The sequence below is a fragment of the Streptomyces sp. NPDC055140 genome, from assembly GCF_053607285.1.
The window spans coordinates 475,438-498,588 of sequence record NZ_JBSGTG010000001.1 but is presented as its reverse complement, the minus strand read 5'-3'; the positions used below and the strand labels follow the sequence as shown (position 1 = coordinate 498,588).

At 70.8% G+C, this 23,151-nt stretch carries 21 protein-coding genes; 8 read left to right on the top strand and 13 right to left on the bottom strand.

Annotation, left to right across the window (positions count from 1 at the left end; genetic code table 11):
- Positions 1-43 precede the first annotated feature (43 nt).
- Positions 44-568, bottom strand: coding sequence for a DUF1269 domain-containing protein (locus tag ACWFR4_RS02335; protein ID WP_453467731.1), 525 nt, complete (start codon positions 566-568; stop codon positions 44-46).
- Positions 569-1,106: 538 nt separating this feature from the next.
- On the opposite strand from ACWFR4_RS02335, the gene ACWFR4_RS02330 reads away from it, so the two are divergent.
- A complete protein-coding gene (locus ACWFR4_RS02330; RefSeq protein WP_453650316.1) occupies positions 1,107-1,889 on the top strand; it encodes a peptidoglycan recognition protein family protein in 783 nt (260 codons plus the stop codon).
- Positions 1,890-1,953: 64 nt separating this feature from the next.
- Here the strand turns inward: ACWFR4_RS02330 and ACWFR4_RS02325 are convergent, their stop codons facing one another.
- Entirely contained in the window at positions 1,954-3,069 is a 1,116-nt protein-coding gene (locus tag ACWFR4_RS02325; protein ID WP_453650314.1) for a PP2C family protein-serine/threonine phosphatase, read from the bottom strand.
- A gap of 511 nt (positions 3,070-3,580) precedes the next feature.
- On the opposite strand from ACWFR4_RS02325, the gene ACWFR4_RS02320 reads away from it, so the two are divergent.
- From ACWFR4_RS02320 to ACWFR4_RS02310, 3 genes are read left to right on the top strand one after another with little or no spacing between them, the layout of a single operon-like run.
- Positions 3,581-3,808, top strand: coding sequence for a ferredoxin (locus ACWFR4_RS02320; protein WP_168527920.1), 228 nt, complete (start codon positions 3,581-3,583; stop codon positions 3,806-3,808).
- Positions 3,798-5,192: an NAD(P)/FAD-dependent oxidoreductase gene (locus tag ACWFR4_RS02315; RefSeq protein WP_453650311.1), complete on the top strand. Its 1,395-nt coding sequence runs from the start codon at positions 3,798-3,800 to the stop codon at positions 5,190-5,192. Before ACWFR4_RS02320 ends, ACWFR4_RS02315 begins: the two co-directional genes overlap by 11 nt.
- Before the next feature lie 39 nt (positions 5,193-5,231).
- The gene (locus tag ACWFR4_RS02310) at positions 5,232-6,440 is read left to right on the top strand and encodes a cytochrome P450 (RefSeq protein WP_453650310.1); all 1,209 of its coding nucleotides are present in this window, start codon (positions 5,232-5,234) and stop codon (positions 6,438-6,440) included.
- Positions 6,441-6,727: 287 nt separating this feature from the next.
- On the opposite strand, the gene glnA is transcribed toward ACWFR4_RS02310, so the two are convergent.
- Entirely contained in the window at positions 6,728-8,137 is a 1,410-nt protein-coding gene (gene glnA, locus ACWFR4_RS02305; RefSeq protein ID WP_266565019.1) for a type I glutamate--ammonia ligase, read from the bottom strand.
- A 189-nt stretch (positions 8,138-8,326) separates the two neighbouring features.
- Here glnA and ACWFR4_RS02300 point away from each other — a divergent pair, with 189 nt between their 5' ends.
- Positions 8,327-8,797 (top strand): RDD family protein, encoded by a 471-nt coding sequence (locus ACWFR4_RS02300; RefSeq protein WP_453469563.1) that lies wholly within the window; start codon positions 8,327-8,329, stop codon positions 8,795-8,797.
- Between the two features lie 93 nt (positions 8,798-8,890).
- On the opposite strand, the gene ACWFR4_RS02295 is transcribed toward ACWFR4_RS02300, so the two are convergent.
- The 4 genes from ACWFR4_RS02295 to lipB form a co-directional block, all read right to left on the bottom strand.
- Positions 8,891-9,595 carry a DUF4191 domain-containing protein gene (locus ACWFR4_RS02295; protein ID WP_453465521.1) on the bottom strand — a complete coding sequence of 235 codons (705 nt, stop codon included), beginning with the start codon at positions 9,593-9,595 and terminating at the stop codon, positions 8,891-8,893.
- Positions 9,596-9,625: 30 nt separating this feature from the next.
- Positions 9,626-9,829 carry an SCO2195 family GlnR-regulated protein gene (locus ACWFR4_RS02290; protein WP_100592115.1) on the bottom strand — a complete coding sequence of 68 codons (204 nt, stop codon included), beginning with the start codon at positions 9,827-9,829 and terminating at the stop codon, positions 9,626-9,628.
- Positions 9,830-10,086: 257 nt separating this feature from the next.
- Positions 10,087-11,052, bottom strand: a complete 966-nt coding sequence (locus ACWFR4_RS02285; protein WP_116502481.1) for a lipoyl synthase — start codon at positions 11,050-11,052, stop codon at positions 10,087-10,089.
- 106 nt (positions 11,053-11,158) lie between these two features.
- Positions 11,159-11,989 (bottom strand): lipoyl(octanoyl) transferase LipB, encoded by an 831-nt coding sequence (gene lipB / locus ACWFR4_RS02280; RefSeq protein WP_453465519.1) that lies wholly within the window; start codon positions 11,987-11,989, stop codon positions 11,159-11,161.
- Positions 11,990-12,425: 436 nt separating this feature from the next.
- Between lipB and ACWFR4_RS02275 the strand changes: the two genes are divergently transcribed.
- Positions 12,426-13,916: a regulator gene (locus ACWFR4_RS02275; protein WP_453650308.1), complete on the top strand. Its 1,491-nt coding sequence runs from the start codon at positions 12,426-12,428 to the stop codon at positions 13,914-13,916.
- A gap of 27 nt (positions 13,917-13,943) precedes the next feature.
- On the opposite strand, the gene ACWFR4_RS02270 is transcribed toward ACWFR4_RS02275, so the two are convergent.
- The 4 genes from ACWFR4_RS02270 to ACWFR4_RS02255 all read right to left on the bottom strand — a co-directional run bounded on the left by ACWFR4_RS02270 (position 13,944) and on the right by ACWFR4_RS02255 (position 19,654).
- Entirely contained in the window at positions 13,944-16,115 is a 2,172-nt protein-coding gene (locus ACWFR4_RS02270) for a family 20 glycosylhydrolase (RefSeq protein WP_453650306.1), read from the bottom strand.
- A gap of 232 nt (positions 16,116-16,347) precedes the next feature.
- Positions 16,348-17,694, bottom strand: a complete 1,347-nt coding sequence (locus ACWFR4_RS02265) for an NAD(P)/FAD-dependent oxidoreductase (protein WP_453465514.1) — start codon at positions 17,692-17,694, stop codon at positions 16,348-16,350.
- Positions 17,695-17,937: 243 nt separating this feature from the next.
- Complete coding sequence (locus ACWFR4_RS02260) at positions 17,938-18,747, bottom strand: N-acetylmuramoyl-L-alanine amidase (RefSeq protein ID WP_453650304.1); 810 nt, start codon at positions 18,745-18,747, stop codon at positions 17,938-17,940.
- Between the two features lie 103 nt (positions 18,748-18,850).
- Complete coding sequence (locus ACWFR4_RS02255; protein WP_453465512.1) at positions 18,851-19,654, bottom strand: SDR family NAD(P)-dependent oxidoreductase; 804 nt, start codon at positions 19,652-19,654, stop codon at positions 18,851-18,853.
- Between the two features lie 137 nt (positions 19,655-19,791).
- On the opposite strand from ACWFR4_RS02255, the gene ACWFR4_RS02250 reads away from it, so the two are divergent.
- On the top strand, positions 19,792-20,463 hold the full coding sequence (locus tag ACWFR4_RS02250; RefSeq protein ID WP_453650302.1) for a TetR/AcrR family transcriptional regulator: 672 nt from the start codon (positions 19,792-19,794) through the stop codon (positions 20,461-20,463).
- Between the two features lie 3 nt (positions 20,464-20,466).
- Here ACWFR4_RS02250 and ACWFR4_RS02245 read toward each other — a convergent pair whose 3' ends face one another.
- Together ACWFR4_RS02245 and ACWFR4_RS02240 are read right to left on the bottom strand one after the other, a co-directional pair.
- The gene (locus tag ACWFR4_RS02245; protein ID WP_453650300.1) at positions 20,467-21,573 is read right to left on the bottom strand and encodes a PP2C family protein-serine/threonine phosphatase; all 1,107 of its coding nucleotides are present in this window, start codon (positions 21,571-21,573) and stop codon (positions 20,467-20,469) included.
- Positions 21,574-21,661: 88 nt separating this feature from the next.
- Positions 21,662-22,150 carry an N-acetyltransferase family protein gene (locus tag ACWFR4_RS02240; protein WP_453650298.1) on the bottom strand — a complete coding sequence of 163 codons (489 nt, stop codon included), beginning with the start codon at positions 22,148-22,150 and terminating at the stop codon, positions 21,662-21,664.
- 63 nt (positions 22,151-22,213) lie between these two features.
- Here ACWFR4_RS02240 and ACWFR4_RS02235 point away from each other — a divergent pair, with 63 nt between their 5' ends.
- On the top strand, positions 22,214-23,137 hold the full coding sequence (locus tag ACWFR4_RS02235; RefSeq protein WP_453465505.1) for a TIGR01777 family oxidoreductase: 924 nt from the start codon (positions 22,214-22,216) through the stop codon (positions 23,135-23,137).
- Positions 23,138-23,151 lie beyond the last annotated feature (14 nt).

The following is a 23,151-nucleotide window of genomic DNA, read 5'->3' as shown; positions in this document are numbered from 1 at the left end:
CCCCGGACGGGAACAGCCGCACTCACAGGACCGTACGGATGTCTCAGGCCCCCTGCGGGGCCTCCTGCTCTGCCGCGCCACCACGGGCCGCTTCCAGGGCCGCCCGCAGATGCTCCTCCTCCTCGTTGCTCAGCGAGGTCTGGACGAGCTGACCGCCGAACGTCGCGATCTCGGGGATGACCTTGTCCGGGGAGGCCTGCTTCACGAGGACGAACAGCGCGGCGGCGCCGGGCTGCAGGTTCTGGCTCAGGTCCTTCATGAAGTCGTCGTTGATGCCGGTGTCGGTCGCGGCACCACCGGCGGCCCCGGCCGCGGCACCGACGGCCGCACCGAGCAGCGGCACGAGGAAGAGCAGCCCGATGACACCGCCCCACAACGCCCCGCCCGCCGCACCCGTCGCCGTGTAGTTCACGGCCTGATGCAGCTTGATCTTCCCGTCCTCCCGCCGCTCGACGACCACGATGTCCTCGAGCTCGACGAGGTGCTGCTTGGACAGCTCGAGCATTTTCTCGCGCACCTGATTGGCCGTGGCGAGGTCGTTGTAGGCGACGACGAACAGATTGCTCATACGGCACTCCTCGGAAGTCTGTGCAACTTCGCCCGAGTTTATGAGCGTTTATGGCAGTACGCAGAACGAAGCCCCCGCCCCTCCGGGAGGAGGCGACGGGGGCCATGCTGCTCAGAAACGCCACCGGGAACCCGGCCGTGCTTCCTGGATGTCGAAGAACTGATGTTGCAGTCTTGCCCCTTGGATGCGATTCCGTCGTGCTGATCTGACCAGCGGGGGCGCGGTCGTCATTGGCCGTTGTCGGTCAAAGTCAGAGACCCCACGACCCCGCCGCACAGGTTAAAGATCAAGCTAAGGGCTGTCTCGCCATCCCTGGTGGATCAGCGCGTGGCGTCAGATGCGGTGCTGCGCGTCGAAACGCTCGCCTGACTGCCGTAACCCGGCGCGCGCGGCGAATCTCCGCCCGCAAAGCTGGTGGGCGTACGTGCTCCATCCGTCCTGTCGGGGAGACAAAGAAGGTTTTCCTGTGCGTCTGCATCGAGTAGCACTGTGGGTCACGGTTCCTATGGCAGTTCCTCTTGTGGTGGCACCGGTCGGAATGACGAAGGTCGCCGCCATCAGTGGGACACAGTCGGGATCCCTTCCATCGGCGTGGCGGGCCGAAGCGGTTACGGAGCCGGCTGTTGCTTTCGCTCAGACCTTCCGGTCCCTCGGGGCGGCGCCCGTGCTGTTCCCTCACACAGCGCATCGACCCGTCATCGTGTCGCGTTCGCAGTGGCGGGCCGACGAGACCAAGCGCGACCCCCAGGCCCACTACGCGCAAGGGGTTGCGGCGATCTTCATCCACCACACCGACACCCCCAACGACTACAGGTGTGCGGACGTCCCGCGTACCTTGCGCAATCTGTACACGGGCCAGACCCGTGACCAGAAGTGGGGAGACCTCGGCTACAACTTCCTCGTCGACAAATGCGGCAACATCTACGAAGGCCGCGCCGGCGGTACCGACCGCCCTGTCATCGGCTCCCACACCCTCGGGTTCAACCAGGGCACGATGGGGATCGCGGCGATCGGCACCTTCGGACCAGGGACGCCGGTGCCGGCGGCCATGGAACGCGGGATCGCGGCCCTCGCCGCCTGGAAACTCGGCTTGCGCGGCGTAGACCCCACCAGCAAGGTGCGGCTGACATCCACGAATGACAAGAGCCGTTACAGCAAGGGAACTTCGGCCACGTTCAACGCGATCTCCGGCCATCGTGACGGCTTTGCCACCGACTGCCCCGGGGAGGCGTTGTTCGCCCGACTCCCCGCGATCCGCCGGCTCGCCGCTGATCTCCAGGGCAGGCCTGCACGGACACCCATCGGTGCTGCCTCCCGGTGAGTGGCTCGCCCAGTCCCGCAGACAACGTAGGGAAGTCTGAGTGGTGCAAGAGGATGCCGGGTGATCAGGTCCGGGGCGCGGCGGTGTGCTTTATGGCGATCATGGCGGCGTCGTCGTTCAGGTGTCCGCCGACGTGGTGCAGCAGGTCGCGCCGGAAGCGGCCGAGGAAGGTGTCGGGGTCGTTCTCGGTCCAGCCTGTGATGCGCTCGGCGAGCGGGTAGAAGGTGCCGTTGGAGTCGCGGGCCTCGGTGACGCCGTCGGTGTACAACAGCAGAAGGTCTCCCGGCTCGAATGGGAAGTTGTCGACGTGGTAGCGCGGATGCGCCAGATCACCCAGGCCCAGCGGAGGTGCGGGATGAAGGGCGTCCACCGTCGTCGGCCGGCCGTTGCGCAGGACGACCGGCGGCGGGTGCCCGCAGGCAACCATCTGGACCCGGCCGCCCCGGTCGGGGATGTCCAGGATGTTGGCGGTGATGAACGTCTCCCCGTAGCAGCCCATCTCGCCCGGCTCCATCAGGTCCCAGCACACGCTTCGGTCGAGGTAGCTCACCAGCTCGCCCAGGCTCGCCTGGCGGTGGGCAGCGACGCGGAACGCTCCGAGCAGCAAGGCGGCGTCATTGACCGCGGTCATCCCCTTGCCTCGCACGTCACCGACGATCAGCCGGGTGCCGGAGATGGTGCGCGCCGCCGCGTACAGATCCCCGCCGATCTGGGCCTCGGCCTCTGCTGCAAGGTAGAGGGAGGCGACGCGCAGCGGCCCGATCTCCCGGGGCAGCGGCGGCAGGACCACACGCTGGGCGGCCTCGGACACGTACCGCACTTGCGCCAGCTCTTTTGCGCGACGCTCCCGGAATACACAGAAGATCACCAGGCTCGTGCCGACCAGCACCAGGGCGATGATCTGTGCCTGGTGGTTGGACGAGAGCATCTGGTCAGGATCGCGCACCAGCCCGATGGTCGTCTGCGCGATCACCGCCAGTGCGGCGACCAGGCCCACCGACCGGGGCCCTCCGAACAACGGCGTGATCGCCGGGGCCGCGACGAGCAGCGGACCCAGATGGATGTCGGGCGGCGCAAGAATGTCGATCACGGACACCGCGACAATCCACGCGATCGGGATGGCGAGCAACGCCCGACCCGCTCGCACCGGCCGTCGAAGTCCTTCGCGGCGCTGCGGCATGACTCCTGTCTACACCGCCCTTGCTCGGCTCGCACCGGCGGAGACGGGCAGTGCGGTCGGCTGCCGCCGACCCTGACGACCAGGAACTCTTGTCACTCCAACTTCACTGGCACGATTCCGGTGCACATCGAGCATTTCCGCGACATCGTGCAGGACCAGCGCGACTGGAGCCGCACCTACAGCGCCCTCGCCGGGGCGCCGACCGGTGCCTTGGGCTGGTGCGCCGCTTACCAGTGCCGACGGTCCGCAGACGTCCGTGCCTGTTCGCCGATGTAGGTCGGCGTTGTCACGCAGTCAGACACGCAGCAAGGTGAGGGCCGCTTCGCTCTTCCCCGGGCGGGATCAGTCGATCGGCGCCTCGCGCGAGGCCTGGTCTCCCAGCGCCGCCTCGCCTTGCGAGACCTGGGCGGAGGGCTGAACCTGAAGATGAGGCGTGCATACCGACCACATGGACCGAGCGCAGACGGCTGCGGGGCTCGGCCACCGCGGCCCGTGCAGGGAGCGGATTCCAATGAGGCTCGTCGTCGATCTCAACCGGTGCCAGGGGTTCGCGCAGTGCGTCTTCCTTGCCCCGGACGTCTTCGCTCTGCACGGGGAAGAGGCGCTGCTGTTCTCCCCTCGCTTCGACGAGGCACAGCGTGACCGGGTGGAGAAGGCTGCTGCCGCCTGCCCGGTCCAGGCCATCCTCGTCGACTACTCCGATGAGCCGACGAAGCGGGTGGAGCCCCATGTCGGCTGACACGGACGTCGAGATCCTGCGGCGCCAGGGCCGCATTGTCGTGGTCGGAGCCTCGCTGGCCGGTCTGCGCGCGGCGGAGACCTTGCGCGAGCAGGGCTTCACCGGATCGCTGACCATGATCGGTGACGAGCCGTACGAGCCCTATGACCGGCCGCCGCTGTCCAAGCAGGCACTGCTCGGGCGGGCACGGCCCGAGGACACCGCGCTTCCGCGGCGGCGGGACATCGACGCCGAGTGGCGTCTGGGCGTCGCAGCCGAGGGCCTGGACCGGGACGCCAAACAGGTACGCCTGACAAACGGCGACACCGTCCCCTACGACCGCCTGCTGATCACCACCGGGACCAGAGCGCGGCCTTGGTTCCACCCGGAAGAGGCCGCGCTGGACGGGGTGTTCGTGCTGCGTACCCGCGACGACTCCGCCCGCCTGCTCCGGAAACTGACCGGGGGTGTGTCCCGGGTGCTGGTGATCGGCGCCGGCTTCACGGGCTCCGAGGTCGCCTCCGCCTGCCGGGAGCTTGGCCTCGAGGTCACGGTCGCCGAACGCGGCCCGGCGCCACTGGTGGGCGCGCTCGGCGGAGTGATCGGCGCGGTCGCGGATCGGCTGCAGCGCAAGCACGGAGTCGACCTGCGCTGTGGGGTCAGCGTCACCGCCCTCGAAGGCGACGATGTGGGACGACTCAAGCGCGCCCATCTGTCAGACGGTGCGGCGATCGACGTGGAGGTGGCGGTCGTCTCGCTCGGGGCCATGCGGAACACGGAATGGCTCGCCGGCTCGGGAGTGGCCGCGGGTCCCCGGGGCATCGCGTGCGACGCCGGGTGCCGGGTGTTCGACGTCAACGGCATCGTCACCGACGACATCTATGCCGCCGGTGATGTCGCACGCAGCCCCCACCCGCTGTTCGACTACCAGTTCCTGGCGCTGGAACACTGGGGTAACGCGGTCGAACAGGCCGAGATCGCGGCCCACAACATGATCTGTGCCGGTCCGGATCGCCGTCCGCACCTGTGGCTGCCGATGTTCTGGTCCACCCAGTTCGGTGTCAACATCAAGTCGGTGGGTGTTCCCACGCTGGGCGACCAGCTGGTCGTCGCCCAGGGGGCGCTCGCCGAGGAGCGGTTCGTCGCGGTGTACGGGTACCGCGGCCGCGTCATCGCCGCGGCGGCCTTCGACGGAGCCAAATGGCTGGGGTTCTACGAGCAGCAGATCGCGTCCGGCGCCCCCTTCCCGCCGGAGTACCGCGCGGTGGACCGCCGGACCGAGACGCTGCATCCGATCGACCCGGACTTCCCCGACCCCCATCTGCCCACCCATGGAGCCACGGTCACGCTGACGGGTCACTCGCCGAGCGAGCGGCGTGTCGCGTTCGTTCCGTCGCATGCCTGATCACCGGCCTTGTACCGCCCGGAGCCCTCAGGAGTCACCATGACGTCCGGCAGCATCGTCGCTCAGATCACCGACTACGCCAATCGGGCCGATCCATACCCGCTCTACGCGGAGCTGCGCAAGACTCCGGTCAGGCGGGAGGACGACGGCACCTACCTGGTCAGCACCTACTACGAGGTGCGGAGCCTGGCCAACGACCCGCGGCTGAGCAACGACACGAGCAACCGCCCGGCCGGCCATGGCCGCCCCGGGCAACCGCCGGCGGAGAGTGGCCTGCCGCCCAGCTTCATCTTCACCGACCCGCCCGTGCACGACCGGCTGCGCGACACGATCAACCGGCCGTTCGGTCCCCCGCACAGCCCCAGATTCCTCGACGGCCTGCGCGGAGAGCTGGCCAAGGCCGTCACCGAGCTGCTCGACGGCTTCGAAGGCAAGGACCAGGTCGACATCGTCGAGGACTTTGCCTACCCCCTTCCCGTCACCGCCATCTGCAAGGTTCTGGGCGTGCCGCGCGAGGACGAACCGCTCTTCCACGCCTGGGCCGATGCCCTGGCGTCATCAGTCGATCCCCGCTCCGGCGACGACGGCGGCCCGGACAAGGCACAGCGGGCACGCCAGGAGCTGGGCGCCTACCTGAACGATCTGATCGAGACCAAACGCCGCCACCCCGGCCCCGGAATCCTCAGCGCGCTCGCCCCCGACATGACACCGGCAGACCTGGAGGCCACCGCGGTGCTGCTCCTGGTCGCCGGCCACGAGACCACCGTCAACGCGATCACCAATACGACCCTCACCCTGCTGCGCCACCCCGACGTCCTCGAGCGGTTCCAGAAGGACCCGGAGCTGGCCGTCCCTCTCGTCGAGGAAGTGCTGCGGTACGAGCCCCCGGTCCAGTTCGTCCCGTGGACCACCGCCCTGGCCGACATCGACGTCGCCGACACCACGATCCCCAAGGGCTCGCCGGTCTGGCTCATGCTGGCCGCGGCCAACCGCGATCCCCGGCGCTTCGAGGACCCCGACCGGTTCGATCCCGACCGCAAGGACAACGAGCACCTGGGCTTCTACACCGGCATCCACTACTGCTTCGGCGCCCCTCTCGCCCGCATAGAACTCCATGTGGCTGTGCCCGAACTCTTCCGCCGGGTCACGTTCTCCCGGCTGCTCGAGGACCCGCCGCCGTACCGTGCCAACGCGGTGCTGCGCGGCCCGCGCCATCTTCCCGTGGCCATCGAGGGCCTGACGCACTGAACACCACTGACGCAGGACCGGCCGAGAAGAAATGCCGGTGGCGGCATCAGTGCCCTGCGGGATCGTGACTACCGCTCGCAGGGCACCTTCAACCTCTGAGGCAAGCAGATGGCGACCGCCCGTGCCGCCCGGAGGAGCGAAGCGACGACGGGCGCTTGATGCCATCGCGGCCTGAGCGGCACCCACGGAAAAGGCCGTCGGCCGTGCCTTCCGAAGAGCGGAAGAGCACGGCCGACGGCCCACAGACGGCCCAGGAGAGCGGAAACCCACTCTGACCTGCGGCGTTCTTAAATGTCGAAGTACAGCTCGAACTCGTGCGGGTGCGGGCGGAGCTGGATCGGGGCGATCTCGTTCGTGCGCTTGTAGTCGATCCACGTCTCGATCAGGTCGGGCGTGAAGACCCCGCCGGCGAGTAGGTACTCGTGGTCCGCCTCGAGCGCGTCGAGGACGGCCGGGAGCGAGGTCGGGACCTGCTGGACGTTCGCGTGCTCCTCGGGAGCCAGCTCGTACAGGTCCTTGTCGATCGGCTCGGCCGGCTCGATCTTGTTCTTCACGCCGTCGAGGCCGGCCATCAGGAGGGCCGAGAAGGCGAGGTACGGGTTCGAGGACGGGTCCGGCGCGCGGAACTCGACGCGCTTGGCCTTCGGGTTCGAGCCCGTGATCGGGATGCGCATCGCGGCGGAGCGGTTGCGCTGCGAGTAGACCATGTTGACCGGCGCCTCGAAGCCCGGGACCAGGCGGTGGTACGAGTTCACCGTCGGGTTCGTGAAGGCGAGCAGCGACGGGGCGTGCTTCAGGATGCCGCCGATGTAGTAGCGCGCCATGTCCGAGAGGCCCGCGTAGCCCTGCTCGTCGTAGAACAGCGGGTCGCCGTTCGCCCACAGGGACTGGTGGACGTGCATGCCCGAGCCGTTGTCACCGAAGATCGGCTTCGGCATGAAGGTCGCGGTCTTGTTGTTGCGCCACGCGACGTTCTTCACGATGTACTTGAAGAGCATCAGGTCGTCGGCCGCGGCGAGTAGCGTGTTGAACTTGTAGTTGATCTCCGCCTGGCCGGCGGTGCCGACCTCGTGGTGCTGGCGCTCGACCTGGAGGCCGTTCTTGTCCAGCTCGAGGGAGATCTCCGCGCGCAGGTCGGCGAAGTGGTCGACCGGCGGGGTCGGGAAGTAACCGCCCTTGTAGCGGACCTTGTAGCCGCGGTTGTTCTCTTCCGAACCGGTGTTCCAGGCGCCGGCCTCGGAGTCGATCTCGTAGATCGAGCGGTTCGCGGAGGTCTCGAAGCGGACCGAGTCGAAGACGTAGAACTCCGCCTCGGGGCCGAAGTACGCGGTGTCGGCGATGCCGGTCGAGGCCAGGTACGCCTCGGCCTTCTTCGCGACGTTGCGCGGGTCACGGGAGTACTGCTCGCCCGTGATCGGGTCGTGGATGAAGAAGTTGATGTTGACCGTCTTGTCGCGCCGGAAGGGGTCGATGCGCGCGGTGGTCAGGTCGGCGCGGAGCGCCATGTCGGACTCGTGGATGGCCTGGAAGCCACGGATCGAGGATCCGTCGAAGGCCAGCTCCTCGGTGGGGTCGAACGCCGCGGCCGGCACCGTGAAGTGCTGCATCACACCCGGCAGGTCGCAGAACCGGACGTCGACGAACTTGACGTCCTCGTCCGCGATGAACTTCTTGGCGTCATCGGCGTTCTGGAACATCCAACTCCTCCTACTCCCACCCGGGGAGGGGCGGGGTTGCAGCTCGGTGGTGCGGCCAGTGCGGTGGCACACGCTGGGACCCGACCATAGGGACGGGGGATTTCTCAAGCATGACCCATTTGTTTCGCCGAAGTTAACCGAGCCGGGGGCCGGAGCGGGCCGGGTGGCCGAGCGCAGTACCGTGGACGGGTGGACAACAGGCAAGCAATCGGATCGTGGCTCTCCGGGCCGCGCGCGGCCGCAGAGGACGCGGGTGTCGAGTTCGGGTACCGCGGTGAGCAGCTGGGGCTGCCCGAGCAGGGGCCGGGCTCCATCGCCCGCCCCGGCAGGCGTATCGCCGCCCTCGTCATCGACTGGGCCCTGTGCATGCTGATCGCATACGGGCTCCTCACGCACGGCTACAACCAGGCGACGGGGAACTGGGCCCTCGGGATCTTCTTCGTCCTCGGCATGCTCACCGTCGGCACGGTCGGCTTCACACCGGGCAAGCGGATCATGGGCCTGCGCGTCGTGGCGCAGGACGGCTCCGGCCGCCTCGGCCTCGGCCGTGTCCTGGTTCGCACGGTGCTCCTGTGCGTCGCCGTCCCCGCGCTGATCTGGGACCGTGACGGCCGCGGCCTGCACGACCGCCTGGCCCGCGCGGTCCAGGTCCGCGCCTGAGACCGGCCCGCCACGACGCTCCACCACGACCTACTACGACGATGAGGCCCCGGAACCGATCGGTTCCGGGGCCTCATCGTCGTAGTAGGAGGGTTAGCGCGCCTTGTTGCCGCCGCCGCGCGGCATCCTCATGCCCTTGGGCATCGGGCCCTTGGGGAGCGGCATGTTGCTCATCAGGTCACCCATCGCCCGGAGGCGGTCGTTGGTCGTCGTGACCTGCGGGCCCGTGAGAACGCGGGGGAGCTTGAGCATGGTCGTGCGGAGCTTCTTGAGCGGCACCTGGCCCTCGCCGTTGCCGACGAGGATGTCGTTGACCGGCACGTCGGAGACGATGCGGGCCATCTTCCGCTTCTCGGCCGCCAGGAGCGTCTTCACCCGGTTCGGGTTGCCCTCGGCGACCAGGACGACGCCGGCCTTGCCGACCGCCCGGTGGACGACGTCCTGGCTGCGGTTCATCGCCACGGCCGGGGTCGTGGTCCAGCCACGGCCGATGTTGTCGAGTACCGCGGCAGCCGCGCCGGGCTGGCCCTCCATCTGCCCGAAGGCTGCTCGCTCGGCACGGCGTCCGAAGACGATCGCCATCGCGAGGAAGGCGAGCAGGAAGCCGAGAATTCCGAGATATACCGGGTGACCGATCAAGAAACCGATCGCGAGGAACACACCAAAGGTGACGATTCCCACACCCGCGAGTACAAGGGCGATCATCGGATCGGCCTTGCGGGTCATCTTAAAGGTCAGAGCGATCTGCTTGAGTCGCCCGGGGTTCGCAGCATCCGCTGCGGTTTCCTTCCTCGCCATGCCTTGAAGTCTACGTGTCCGGGCAAGTGCCTACGACGTGCGGGCGGCCACAGCCTCCTCGAGCACCCGCTGCGCCTCCACCCGGTCCTTGGCGCGGCGGCGGTCCTCGAGCACGGAGGTCCAGGCGTTGCGGCGTGCGGTGCGCTGTCCGCTGCTCATGAGCAGCGACTCGACCGCGCGCAGGGCGTCGGTGAAGGTCGGGATGGCGGTGGCGCGTACGGGCGCGGCCTGCATTGGGAGGTCCCCCTCGGGAGCGGCTCTGACGGTGGGTACGTGGCGTGAGTACAGCGTCACTGTTTGGTGTTACCAGGGCATGACCGAAGGGTCAAACGCCCATGAAACCTTGATGGGGGAGGGCCGAACGATGACGCGGCCCTGACGGTGCCCCCATCTGCGGGGACTGTCAGGGCCGCGTTCTCCCGGCCATTACTGGCCGGTAGCTGCTTGTGCGTGATTTCACACGGCTGGCGGGCCGTGCGGGTGGGACCGGATCAGACCGCCTGCGAGGCCACGTACGAGCCGCGCTTCTCGACCGCCATCTGGTAGAGGCGTCCGGCGCGGTACGAGGAGCGGACCAGGGGGCCCGACATGACGCCGGAGAAGCCGATCTGCTCGGCCTCCTCCTTCAGCTCCACGAACTCGGCCGGCTTCACCCAGCGCTCGACGGGGTGGTGGCGCGGCGTCGGGCGCAGGTACTGGGTGATGGTGATGAGCTCGGTGCCCGCCTCGTGCAGCTGGCGCAGCGCCTCGCTGACCTCGGCGCGCTCCTCGCCCATGCCCAGGATCAGGTTGGACTTGGTGACCAGGCCGGCCTCGCGGGCCTTCGTGATGACCTCGAGGGAGCGCTCGTACCGGAAGCCGGGGCGGATCCGCTTGAAGATGCGCGGCACCGTCTCGACGTTGTGCCCGAGGACCTCGGGGCGGGACGAGAAGACCTCGGCCAGCTGGTCCGGGTCGGCGTTGAAGTCGGGGATGAGCAGCTCGACCTTGGTGTAGCCCTCGGCGCGCTCCGCCGTCATCGCGTGGATCTGGCGCACGGTCTCCGCGTACAGCCAGGCGCCGCCGTCCTCCAGGTCGTCGCGCGCGACGCCGGTGATCGTGGCGTAGTTCAGGTCCATCGTGACGACGGACTCGCCGACGCGGCGGGGCTCGTCACGGTCCAGCGCCTCGGGCTTGCCCGTGTCGATCTGGCAGAAGTCACACCGTCGCGTGCACTGGTCGCCGCCGATGAGGAAGGTGGCCTCGCGGTCTTCCCAGCACTCGTAGATGTTCGGACAGCCCGCCTCCTGGCAGACCGTGTGCAGGCCCTCGCTCTTCACGAGGCTCTGCATCTTCGTGTACTCGGGACCCATTTTCGCCCGGGTCTTGATCCACTCGGGCTTGCGCTCGATGGGGGTCTGGCTGTTGCGGACCTCCAGGCGCAGCATCTTGCGTCCGTCGGGTGCGACTGCGGACACGACCGGCTCCCTACAGCTTTGATTCTTCGGCGTACCTCAGGGTACGCCCGTGGTCTTGATGGGCTTTACGTGTGGCCAACCTCTGGCCTTCGGGGTGCATTCCCGCTCAGGCGGTCGCCTTGTCGGGCTCCCTCTCGGGCGCCTTCTCGACGACGCGCGGGGCGAGCGCCGCGTTCTCCAGGACGTCGCGCAGGTGGCGCTCCACGACCGGCAGCACCTCGTCGATCGTGACCTCGCGGCCCAGCTCGTACGAGAGCGAGGTGACGCCCGCGTCGCGGATGCCGCACGGGATGATCTTGTCGAAGTTGGAGGTGTCCGGATTCACGTTCAGCGCGAAGCCGTGCATCGTGACGCCCTTGGCGACGCGGATGCCCATGGCGCAGATCTTGCGGTCCTCGCGGCGCTGGCCGGCGTTCGAGGGCGCGTACTCCGGGCCGTTGAGACGGGGGTCGAACTCGGAGTCGTTCACCCGGGGGTCGAAGTCCAGGGACAGGCCGCCGAGCTTCGGGCGCTCCTCGGTCGCGTTCTTGGCGTCTCCGAGCACCCACACGCCCGCCCGGCCCTCGACGCGGGAGGTCTCCACGCCGAACTCGGCGCAGACCGCGATCATCGCGTCTTCCAGACGGCGCAGGTGCGCGACCACGTCCACGGGGCGCGGCAGCTTCTGGATCGGGTAGCCGACGAGCTGGCCCGGGCCGTGCCAGGTGATCTTGCCGCCCCGGTCCACGTCCACGACGGGGGTGCCGTCCAGCGGGCGCTCCTCGGGCGCTGTGCGACGGCCCGCGGTGTAGACCGGCGGGTGTTCGAGAAGCAGGCAGGTGTCGGGGACCTCGTCCGCGAAACGGGCGGCGTGCACACGGCGCTGCTCGTCCCAGGCTTCCTGGTAGTCGACCGAATCCGCTCCGAAACCCAAGCGGACGAACCGCAACTCATTCACGGTCAGTGCCTCCCTAGAACCTTCAGCGTGCACATATCGCGCCCTCAGTCACTGTACGGGCAGGGCTTCTGCGCCAGCCGTTCGGGGAATCCTCACACGATCGGATGAAAGGGGGTCCCGGCTGGTCTCATCAGGGACCTCTGTGCGCGCTGCGTGATAGCTTCGGCGCCGTCCGTGAGCGGGGAGCCGCTCGTGGACCTACCGCCGGGCGGGCGGGAAGTCAGGCTTGTGGAGGCTGTGTAAGACCGGATTCCGGTCCGGCAGGGCCCGTGAAGCAGGAACCCACCGAGGTCCCGTGTGAGCGGGGCGGCAGGAGATTCTCCGCTTGCGGGGAAGGACGTCACATTCGCGCCGTTCCATGTGGGAGCAGTGCAGAGGGGGGCGCACGACGGCCCCCCTCTACGGCTTCCTAGGGCCCGGAAGGCAATCGCACAGCATGACGGAACGACCTCCGCAGCGCACGCCCAACCGCCAGCTAGCCGCGCTCATCGCGGAGGCAGGGTTCTCCAACGCCGGACTGGCCCGCCGAGTCGACCAGCTCGGCCTGGAGCACGGTCTCGACCTGCGCTACGACAAGACATCCGTGACGCGCTGGCTGCGCGGCCAGCAGCCCCGCGGCACCACGCCCGCACTGATCGCCGAGGTGTTCACCCGGCGCCTGGGACGCCGGCTATCCGCCCAGGACCTGGGGCTCGACGCCTGCTCCCCGGTCTACGCGGGCCTGGAGTTCGCCGCCTCGCCCGAGGAGGCCGTCGACATCGTCAGCGGCCTGTGGCGCAAGGACTCGGGCAGCCATGCCGAGCTCCGCAAGATCGCGTTCACCCCGGCGGGGCTCGTCGTGCCCAGCCGGGACTGGCTGATCGGGCGGGCCGACGACCGGGTCGCCCACGGGGACCACGGCGGTCCCGGCGGCGTACGGATCCCCGCCCAGGGACGCTCTTCGACCAAACTTCCGTCCGGGCCCGAACAGGGGCCGCGCCCCTTGCCCCGCCAGCGCGGCCACGCCGAGCGCGGACCCGGCCAGCGGGTCACCGCGGGCGACATCGCGGCCCTGCGCTCCGTCGGCGAACTCTTCCGCTCCCTCGACCAGGCGTACGGCGGGGGCCACGCCCGCCAGGCACTCGTGCGCTACCTGGAGCACGAGGCCGAACCGATGCTGCGGGGCACCTACGGGGAGCAGACCGGCCGGCGGCTCTTCGCGGCCGCCGCCGATCTGACCCGGCTCGCGGGCTGGACCTCGTACGACATCGCCGCACACGGGCTCGCGCAGCGGTACTTCGTGCAGGCGCTGCGGCTCTCGCAGGCAGCGGGGGACCGGACGTACGGGTCGTACGTGCTGGTCACGATGAGCCGCCAGGCCGTCTATCTCGGTCACGGGCGCGAGGCCGTCCAGCTGGCGCGGGTCGCCCAGCAGGGCGTGGGGTCCTCGGCGCCGCCCGCCGTCCAGGCGCTCCTGCACGCGGCCGAGGCACGCGGGCACGGCGTGCTCGGCGAGGTGCGCGCGTGCACGGCGTCGCTGGTGCGGGCCGAGCGGGGCCTGGAGGCGGTGCGGACCGGGGACGACGTGCCGCACTGGGCGCGGTTCTTCGACGAGGCGCAGCTGGCCGACGAGTTCGGGCACTGCCACCGGGATCTCCAGCAGTACCGCGCGGCCGCGCAGCACGCGGAGCGCTCGCTCCAGCTGCGGGCGCCCGGCTTCGCGCGCAGCCGGCTGTTCTGCCGGGTGGTGCTCGCCTCCGCGCGGCTCGGGCTCGGCGAGCTGGACCAGGCGTGCACCCTTGGCGCCGAGGCCGCGCAGGCCGCCTCCGAGATGCGCTCCGTGCGGGCGCACGAGTACGTGCGGGAGTTCGAGCGGCGTCTGGAGCCCTACCGCGACGCGGCCCCGGTACGTGGATACCGGGACCGCGTCGCCGCCCTCAGCCACTGACGGGGCGGGGGCGGGGTCCGGCGGGTACTACTGGGTGTCCTTCCCGGACAGACCGGCGACCCGGTCGGCCGTCAACGGCTCGTCCCAGGTGGTGAGTTCGTCGAGGTCGCCCCGCAGGCTCACCTTCTCCGTACCGATCGAGCGCAGGGGCAGGGGGATCGACGCGTCGACCGTGCCGACCCGCTTCCCGTCGGCGTAGAGCGTGGTGTGGCCCGGTGTCGCCACCCACGTCAGCCGGGTCCAGCGGTCGAGCGGCAGCGTGTAGTCGAAGCTGAGGTCGGCCGAGCCGTAACGGGTGAAGCCGACCTTGCCCGTGCCGTACTGCATGAGCTTGAGCGCGCCCGCCTTCGAGCTGAGCAGCACCTGGTCCGCGGTGCGGGCCGTGGGGCGGACCTGCACCGACACCGTCCACGGCTCGGCTGTGTCCATGCCACCGAAGCCGACACCGTCCCGGTCCGAGTCGAAGCGCCACGCCTGCCCGCGCACACCGTCGTTCACCGGTGCCGGGTTGTTGATGATGTACGACGTGCCCGGCAGGTCACCCGCCGTGTCCTCGGCGAAGATCGTGTTGCCGGGGCTGCCCGCGTACGTCCAGCCCTCCGGGTACGCGGCCGTGTCGAAGGTCCAGTGATGGCTCGGCCGGCCGTCGTTCACCCGGGGCTTCACCGGCGTCGCGGTGATGCCGGGCGGGTCGCCGATACGGGCCGCGCGGGCCCGGAAGTCGGCCAGGGTGTCCGGGGTCGCCGTGCCGTTCCAGGCGCGGTCCGCGAGGATCGCCCGGGCGCCGGCCATCGACTGCTCGAAGTACGCGTCGTCGGCCCAGAAATTGTAGTCGGCCCAGTTGGTCAGGCCGGAGCCGAGCATGTCGGGCGCTGTGCTGACGGTCCAGCTGTCGTACATCCAGAGCTCGTTCGGGTACAGGTGGTGGTAGTTGTTCGGGGTGTCGTAGAACGGGCCGATGGCGATCTCGTCGTGGCCCGGCACTTCGGGCTCGGCGCCTGTGCCCTCCCAGGTGATGAAGACGACCGGGCCGTGGACGGTCTGCTGGGGCGCGGCCAGGTGCTCCGAGCCGTTGTAGACGGCGGTGCGCTTGCCGTGCGAGGCGATCACGTCGTCCAGGGTGTTGATGTACCGGTTGAGGAGGTCGCCGAGCGTCGACACATCGGGCGAGGCGGCCAAGTAGTCCTGTACGCGGGGGCAGTTGGCGAGCTGGCCCGGCACCTCCTCGCCGCCGATCGAGAACAGCGGGGCGTCGAACCAGCCGGCGAACTCGTCGACGATCTGCTTCGTCTTCGCCACCGCCTTCTCGCTGGTCATGTCGATGATCCAGTCGGGCGTGAGGTGCGAGTGCGTGTGCGCGGCCGTGCAGGGGTTCGTACCGGAGCCGAAGCCGATGCCGAACGCGTCGCTGATCGCCGTCGCGTGGCCGGGGATCTCCAGGCCCGGCATCAGCTGTACGTGGTGGCGGGCCGCGAAGGACTTGAGGTGCTCGATGTCGGCGCGGCTGTAGCTGTGGGCGGGGTCCGCGAGGCCCGGGAACTTCGGGCTGTACAGGCGGAAGCCCTCCGACTCGGAGAGGTGCAACATGAGCGTGTTCAGCTTCTGGTCGCCCATCCTGCGGATCAGGTTCTCCAGGTACGGGATCTTCCAGTACTTGCGGCCCGCGTCGAGGTGGACCATGCGGATCGCCTGTGTGGGGACGTCGGTGGCGCGGGCCCGGGGGAGCGTGCGGTGCTCGTCGTCCGTGGAGCGCAGGAGCTGCAGGAGCGTACGGGTGCCGTAGTAGAGGCCGTGCGTGGAGGCGGCCCGGATGTGGACGGCGCCGTCCGAACTGTCGAACCGGTAGCCCTCCGCGCCGAGTTCACGGTCGTCGGCGAGGGCGAGGACGATGTCGCCGGGCCCGGCATGGGCCACGTCGCTCGCGACGCGCGATTCGACGCCGGAGACCTGCCCGAGCTCCGTGCGCAGCTGGGCGGCGAGCTGCTGCACGCTCTGGCGGGCCGGGCCGGGGAACTCGGCGCGGCCGGACGGCTCGGAGGTCTGGGCGCGGGCGCGCGGGTCGACCAGGACGCGGGTGCGGGGCGTGAGGGCGACCGTGCCGCCGAGGGAGGTCCAGTCGGTGGGGCGGGGGACCACGGAGGGCTGCCCGGTGAGCAGTTCAGGGGTCTGCTCCTCGGGCTGGGCTGCGAACGACGGCACTACAGCTCCGATGAATCCGGTAACTAGGGATAGGACGAACAGCAGGGCTGACGCCGTTCTTCGCACTGCGGCCTCCAGGGACAAGGGTGCGGACGTGGGGACCGTAGAGGGGAGTTGCAGTGGAGGCAAGAGTGCGCGTGAGGGAATGAGGGCGCCCGCCTCCGGAATGTGCCACGGAGACGGGCGCGTAAGGGGGACCCTATAGAGGTCGGATGTGTGGTGAGGGTGTGGGTCAGGCGGCCACCGGCAACCTGCCTGCCGGCGGGGTCAGTTGGACGCCCAGGTCCGCGAGGATCGCGTGCGCCGCCCGGCGGCCCGAGTGGAGGGCGCCCTGCACCGTGCTCGTGCCACGGTGGTCGCCGCATACATAGAGCCCGTCGAGGAGCCGCACCGGGCGGTGCAGGTCGTGCGGGGCCGGCATCGCGGGCACCGCCTCCGGGTCATGGTGGACCGCGAGGGTCTCCCAGTCGGAGGTCGATGTGCCGTACAGGGCGGCCAGTTGGGCCCGTAGCTCGCGCTCGGGCGGCGGCGGGCCGAGGACCGTCGAGGAGACGAGCGCGCGGCCGGCCGGGGCGCGGGTCGGGTCGACCTGGCTGATCACCGCGGTGTACGCGACGGGGCCCAGCCGGTCGGCGTCGAGGAGCAGCGCCGGGTCGGCGAGCGGCGGCTCGGGGACCGCGTGGTGGACGACCGTGACGGGGTGGAAGTCCGGCACGCGCAGTCCTGGGAGCAGGCCGGCCGCGTCGCGCGCTCCGGTCGCCAACAGCGTTGAACGGCACCGGAGTTCACCGTGTTCCTCGGTCGTCACCGAGTTCGCGGAGATGGCGCTGACGCGGACACCGGTGCGGACCGTGCCCGGCGGGAGCCCGGCGGCGAGCAGTTCGGGCAGCGCGTCGGCGCCGCCCTCGGGGACGCAGAGGCGGCCGCGCGCGTAGGCGTGCAGGGCAAGGTCCGCGCACCGGCTCGACGAGGTCAGGTCCGGGTCGCACAGGAGCGCCGACAGGAGGGGGCGCACAAAGCCGTCGAGGGTGCGGGCGGGCAGCCCGCGGCCGATCAGCGCGTCGGCGGCGGGGAGTTCGGGGCGCGCGAGGAGCCGGGGGACGGGCGTCGCGGCAAGGCGGGCCAGGGCCCTGGCGAGCCGGGCGTGGTCGAGGGGGCTGCCGAGCGGAGCGGTGGGGCGCGGGCTCCTGGCGGTGCGGGGTCGGGGCACCCTGGGGGCGCTCGCGAGGGCGCGCGCCGCCGTGAGTGCGCCCTTTGCGCGCCGTGGGGCCGGGAGCTCCCCGGCGCGATGGCGGCGGCCGTCGCTGTGCACCAGCACACCGGGCGAGAAGGAGCGCAGGACGAGGGCGTCCAGGCCCGGGCTGCGGCGCAGTTCAGGGTACGAGGTGCACAGGAGCCGGCCGATCCGGTCCAGGCGGAACCCGTCGACCTTCTCGGTGGACATGCGGCCGCCCACACAGGGGCCGGCCTCCAGGACAAGGGTGGGGACGCCCGCCCTGGTCAGGCGGTGGGCGGCCAGGAGTCCCGCGACCCCGGCTCCCACGATGACGACGTCCGCGTGCTGTGCGGGCTCAGGCACGTGCGCCTCCCTGGCGGTTGTGCGGCTGGTGAGAACCGTCGCTCGTACCCCGGGCCGTCCGGCCGGCGCACGAAGGCGGGCCCCGAAGGCGTCCTACCCCCCGGCGAACCCGCGTACGGCTCCGTAACACCCGGGCTGTACCCGAGTCCGTCGAGGGTAGGTCCGGGCCCCGGCACAGGGAGTCGCGCGTAGGCCGGGCACGGTCGCACGGGGGGCGCCCGGGGCCGCCGGACGCGGGGGGTCCTAGCGCCCCTGGAGCACCGCCGCCCGCTGCCTGATCTCCGGGAGTGCGGCCATCAGGGCCTGACCCGGGCAGTACGTCTCGTACGCGTCCCGGTGCGCGGCGATGGCGTTGAACTCCGCCGTCCTGCCCTTGGGGAAGCGGCTGAGGCTGTTCGTCGAGGTGAGGCGGACGCGGGAGCGCGGGTCGACGTTCGCGAGGCCCAGCTTCCAGGCGGCGAGCGCCGCGATGGACTCCGCCATGGCAGGGGGCACCGGTGTGCCCTCGCCGAAGGTGCCGATGGCGGCGATGCCCGCCGTGCCCTTGTTGAAGCCCTGGGCGTGCGCCCCCACGACCGCCTTGTCGGCGCCGCCCGCCCGGCCCTCGTAGATCGTGCCGCACTTGTCGACGAGGAAGTTGTAGCCGATGTCGTCCCAGTTCCGGCCGCCCGCCTGGTCCGCGTACAGGTAGCGGATGATGCGGGGCGTGTCGGCGCAGTCGTAGCCGTTCGGCGAGTCCGTGTGGTGGATGAAGACCGCCGTGACGCGGTCGGCGTACCGGGCGGGCGGCCTGCGGTACGCGGCGTCGGCCAGCCACTTGGTCCGCGGCACGATCCGGGGCAGCGCGGCGGTGTGCGGACCGTTGACCGGCCGGCGCACCGGTACGGCGGCCGGTGGCAGCACGGGCGCGGCCTGGTCGGCGAGGCCCGCCGCCTGCCCCGGCTTCGCCGCCGAACCGCCGTGGCCGGGTCCCACGGTCACGGCGCACATCAGCAGGAGGCCGAAGGCTGTGGCCCCCGGTGCGCAGCACAACGTCATACGGAAGACGCGCATACGTGCCACTCTCCGTCGCGCGCCCGGGGCCCGCCCCGCACGCTGCGCCATACGAGTGAATTCGCGGGCCCCGTGGCAGCTCGGAACCCGACTCCGCCGCAGGTCAGAAGTGCGTACCGCCGTCGATCCTGACCTCGGTGCCGGTGATGAACCTGCCGTCGTCCGAGCCGAGCATCGCGACGACGGACGCCACGCTCTCCGGCCCCGCGAAGCCCTGGCCGATGGCCGGCGCCAGCTTCATGAACAGGCTCATGTCGGCGTCCTCGGGAAGGCCGGGGCCGCTGCTCTGCCGGCTGGCGCCGGAGCCGTCGGTCATGCCGGAGGAGATGGATCCGGGCTGCACGGCCGTGAACCGGATTCCCTGCTTGCTGTACTCGCTCGCCAGGGCGTGCGTCATGGACTGGATGCCGCCCTTGCTCGCCGCGTACGCCGCCATGTAGGGGTGGGCGAACGTCGCCGACGTCGAGCTGAAGTTGATGACGGCGGAACCATCACCCGCGAGAAGCGCCGGGATCGACTCGCGGATCATCAGGAACGTACCGGCCAGGTTGATCTGCAGCACCTGGTTGAAGTCGGCGAGCGACGTCTCGTGGGTGTGCGAGGAGCGCAGGATGCCGGCCGCGTTGACCAGCACGTCCAGGCCGCCGAGCGCCTCGATGGCGGCGGCGACCCCCGCTCGCACGGAGGCCTCGTCCGCGACGTTCACGACGACCGTGGTCAGCCGGTCCGCGGTGCCCGCGGCGGTCGCCTTCTCGACGGTGTCCTTCAGGCCCGCCTCGCTGACGTCGGCGGCGACCGCGCGGGCGCCCTCGGCGAGGACCCGCAGCACGGTGGCCTGGCCGATGCCGGAGCCACCGCCGGTGACGAGTACGCGACGGCCTTCGTAGCGGTTCAGGTTCGGGCTCATGTACTGCTCCACTTCACTCTCTTCACGATCCGCGTCACCGGGATCGCCGGATTCGCTGTCCACCGTACGCCTGGGTGGCACGTTTTGCCATAACGTCAGAACGTGCAGGCTTGTTCCCGGACGCATAGGCTTCCCCGGTGAGCCCCACGAACGATCAGCGCGGTCCGCAGCCCTCCCTGACCGAGCGGCGCAAGGCCGCCACCCAGCTGGACATCGCCCGCGCCGCCGCCGAACTCTTCGCCGAGCACGGCCCCGACGGCACGACGGCCGAGGACATCGCCCACCGGGCGGGCGTCGCGCTGCGCACCTTCTACCGCTACTTCCGGGGCAAGCAGGACGCGGTCGGCCCGCTCCTCGCCGCGGGCGGCGACGCCTGGCGCGCCCTCCTCGCGGACGCCGAGCCCGGCGCCGACCTGCGGCTCACCCTGGAGACGGCCGTCACCGCCACGCTCTCCGCCCCCGGCGGCCACGGCCCCGAACAGCTGGAGACGACCAGGGGACTGCTGCGCGCGGCCCAGGACGACGCCGCGCTGCGGGCCGTCTGGTACCGGGTCAACCAGGAGTCGGAGGAGCGCCTCGTGCCGGTCCTCGCGCGGCTCGCGGGCGAGCGGGCGGACCCCCTCGACGTACGGCTCGCCGCCGCCGCGGCCACCGACGCCATCCGGATCGCCCTGGAGTGCTGGGCCGCCACCGACGTACCCGCGACGGGCGCGACCGGCTCACCGGCGGTCCTCGCGCTCCGCTGCCTGCGCGAACTGACGGGCGGGATCAGCCTGTTGGGAGGCGGTCAGGGCGTCGGCCGCCAGTGACCGTCAGTCGTCCGACGGGTCGATCTCCGGCGCGAACACGAGCAGCGTCAGATCGTCCTGTACCGTCCCCGCGAACCGCACCACGTCCCGCCACAGCGCGTCCGTCAGTTCCGCCGGATCGTCCGCGCCGAACCGGATGAGACGCTCCGCCAGCGGATAGAAGGCGCCGGACGAGTCCCGCGCCTCGATCAGCCCGTCCGTCAGACCGAGCAGGCGGTCACCCGGCCGCAGCCGCACCGTGAGCTGCTCGGGCGGCGAGAGGCCCGCGATCCCGAGCCCGAGAGGCGCCGCGGACGGCACCGGCAGCTCGATGACCTCCTGCCCGCGCAGGAGCAGCGGCCGCGGATGGCCGCACGAAATGGCCCGTACCACCGGGGAGTCGTCGGGGAACTCGAGCAACAGTGCGGTCGCGAACAGCTCGGCGTGCTCGTCCTCGGCCGAGTCGACCACGAGCCTGCGGTCGAGGCGCGCCGCGACCCCCTCCAGGTCCGCCTGGTCGAGCACCGCCTCACGGAACGCGCCGAGCAGCCCCGCCACCGTGCCCACCGCCGACAGACCGTGGCCCTGCACATCGCCGATCACGGCCCGCACCCCGGCCGGACTCCTGCGCACGTCGAACAGGTCACCGCCGACCAGCGCCCCGCGCTCCGCCGCCCGGTACAGGCCCGCGCAGCGCACCGTGCCGACCCGTTCGCGCAGCGGCGGAAGCACGGCGAACTGGGCCGCCTCCGCGACCGTGCGCACGGTGACGAGCTGGTCGTCGCGCCGGCTGCGGACCCAGCCGATCAGCACGCTGAGCACCGCCACGAAGGAGACGGTGAGCACGTCGCTGTTGCCGGGGCGCCCGAGGTTCATGAAGGGCACGTTCAGCAGGACGATCACGATGCCGCCGAGCAGCGCCGTGGCGGCGGGCCCGTAGGTCAGGGCGGCCAGCGGCGGGATCGCCCCCAACAGGAAGCCGAGGTCCAGCTTCTCCTCGGTGACCAGCTGGGCCGTGCACAGGGCGACGAGCAGCGCGACCGGCAGCCATCGCACCCAGCGCGGCGGCGGTGCCCCGCGCAGCCAGGCCCGCTCCTCGCCGTCCCGGCGACGCGACAACGCCCCGGTCATCGGCGGGCTCCTTCCCATGGACGCTTTCACGCTCCTACGGGAGGGCCGTCACCGCACCCCGGGCGGGTCCGTCAGAACCGCTGAGCCCTCACAGGGCCCGGCCCATGAGGACGTCGTCCACGTACTTCCCGTCGAGCAGGAACTCCTCCGGCAGGACGCCCTCGACCACGAACCCCTCGGATTCGTACAGCGCCCGCGCGGGACCGTTGTGCCCGAGCACCCGCAGCGTCATGCGGCGCGCGCCGGCCTTGCGGGCGTGCTCCACCGCTGCGCGGACCAGCGCCCGGCCGACCCCGGCGCCCCGCGCCTCGGCGGCGACCGCGAGGCCCTGGATCTGCCGGACATGGGTGTTGACGGCGAGCGACGTGGGATAGGCGATGCGTACGTATCCGGCGAGCCGCCCGTCGAGCTCCGCGACCAGATGGTCCCGCGGCCCGAACCGCTCCGAGAAGAACGGGTCGTACGGCGACAGCGGCTGCGGCTGGACGGCGTGCAGCGTCGACCAGACGGCACGGTCGAGCCGGGCGAGACCGTCCTCGTCGTCGGGGCGGGCGAGACGTATGTACGGCTGTGACATGGGGGCCACTGTACGACCGGCCCACGACCGGCCGCCGGGCGTTTCCCGCGGCAGGATGGACCTATGACCCAGAGCGATTCCGCACCCGTACGACGCTCCCGGTTCGCCGTCGCCGGCGCCTCCGGCCTCATCGGTTCCGCCCTGACCCGGTCCCTGCGCGCCGACGGGCACGACGTCGTCCGCCTGGTCCGCAGGGAGCCGGCGGCACCGGACGAGGTCCGCTGGGACCCGGAGCGGGGGTCCGTCGACGCGGCCGGGCTCTCCGGGTGCGACGCGGTCCTCAACTTCGCCGCCGCGGGCGTGGGCGACCACCGCTGGACCGACACGTACAAGAAGAAGATCCGCGACAGCCGGGTCCTCGGCACCGCGACGCTCGCCGAGGCCGTCGCCACGCTCGAACAGCCTCCCCGTGTCTTCGTCAACGGCAGCGCCGTCGGCTACTACGGCGACACCGGCACGCGCGCCGTCGACGAGAGCGCGCCGCCCGGGGACGGGTTCCTGCCACAGCTGTGCGTGGAGTGGGAGGAGGCCGCGGCGCCCGCCCAGGAGGCCGGAATCCGCACCGTGTTCGCGCGGTCCGGGCTCGTCGTGTCCCGTGGCGGCGGGGCCTGGGCGCGGCTCTTCCCGCTGTTCCTGGCCGGGCTCGGCGGACGCATGGGCGACGGTCGCCAGTACTGGTCGTACATCGCGCTGTACGACGAGATCGCGGCCCTGCGCCACATCCTCGCCACGGACGAGCTGTCGGGCCCCGTGAACCTCACCGCCCCGCACCCCGTCACGAACGGCGAGGTGACCGCCGCGATGGGGCGCGTGCTGCACCGCCCCACCCTGTTCACGGCGCCCGCCCCCGCCCTGCGCCTGGTCCTCGGCGAGATGGCGGGCGACGTCCTCGGCAGCACACGGGCCGTGCCGACCCGGCTCCTGGAATCAGGCTTCGCCTTCGCGTTCCCCGGCATCGAGGAGACGATCAGGGCAGCCAGGCGGTGAACCCCCTCGGACGG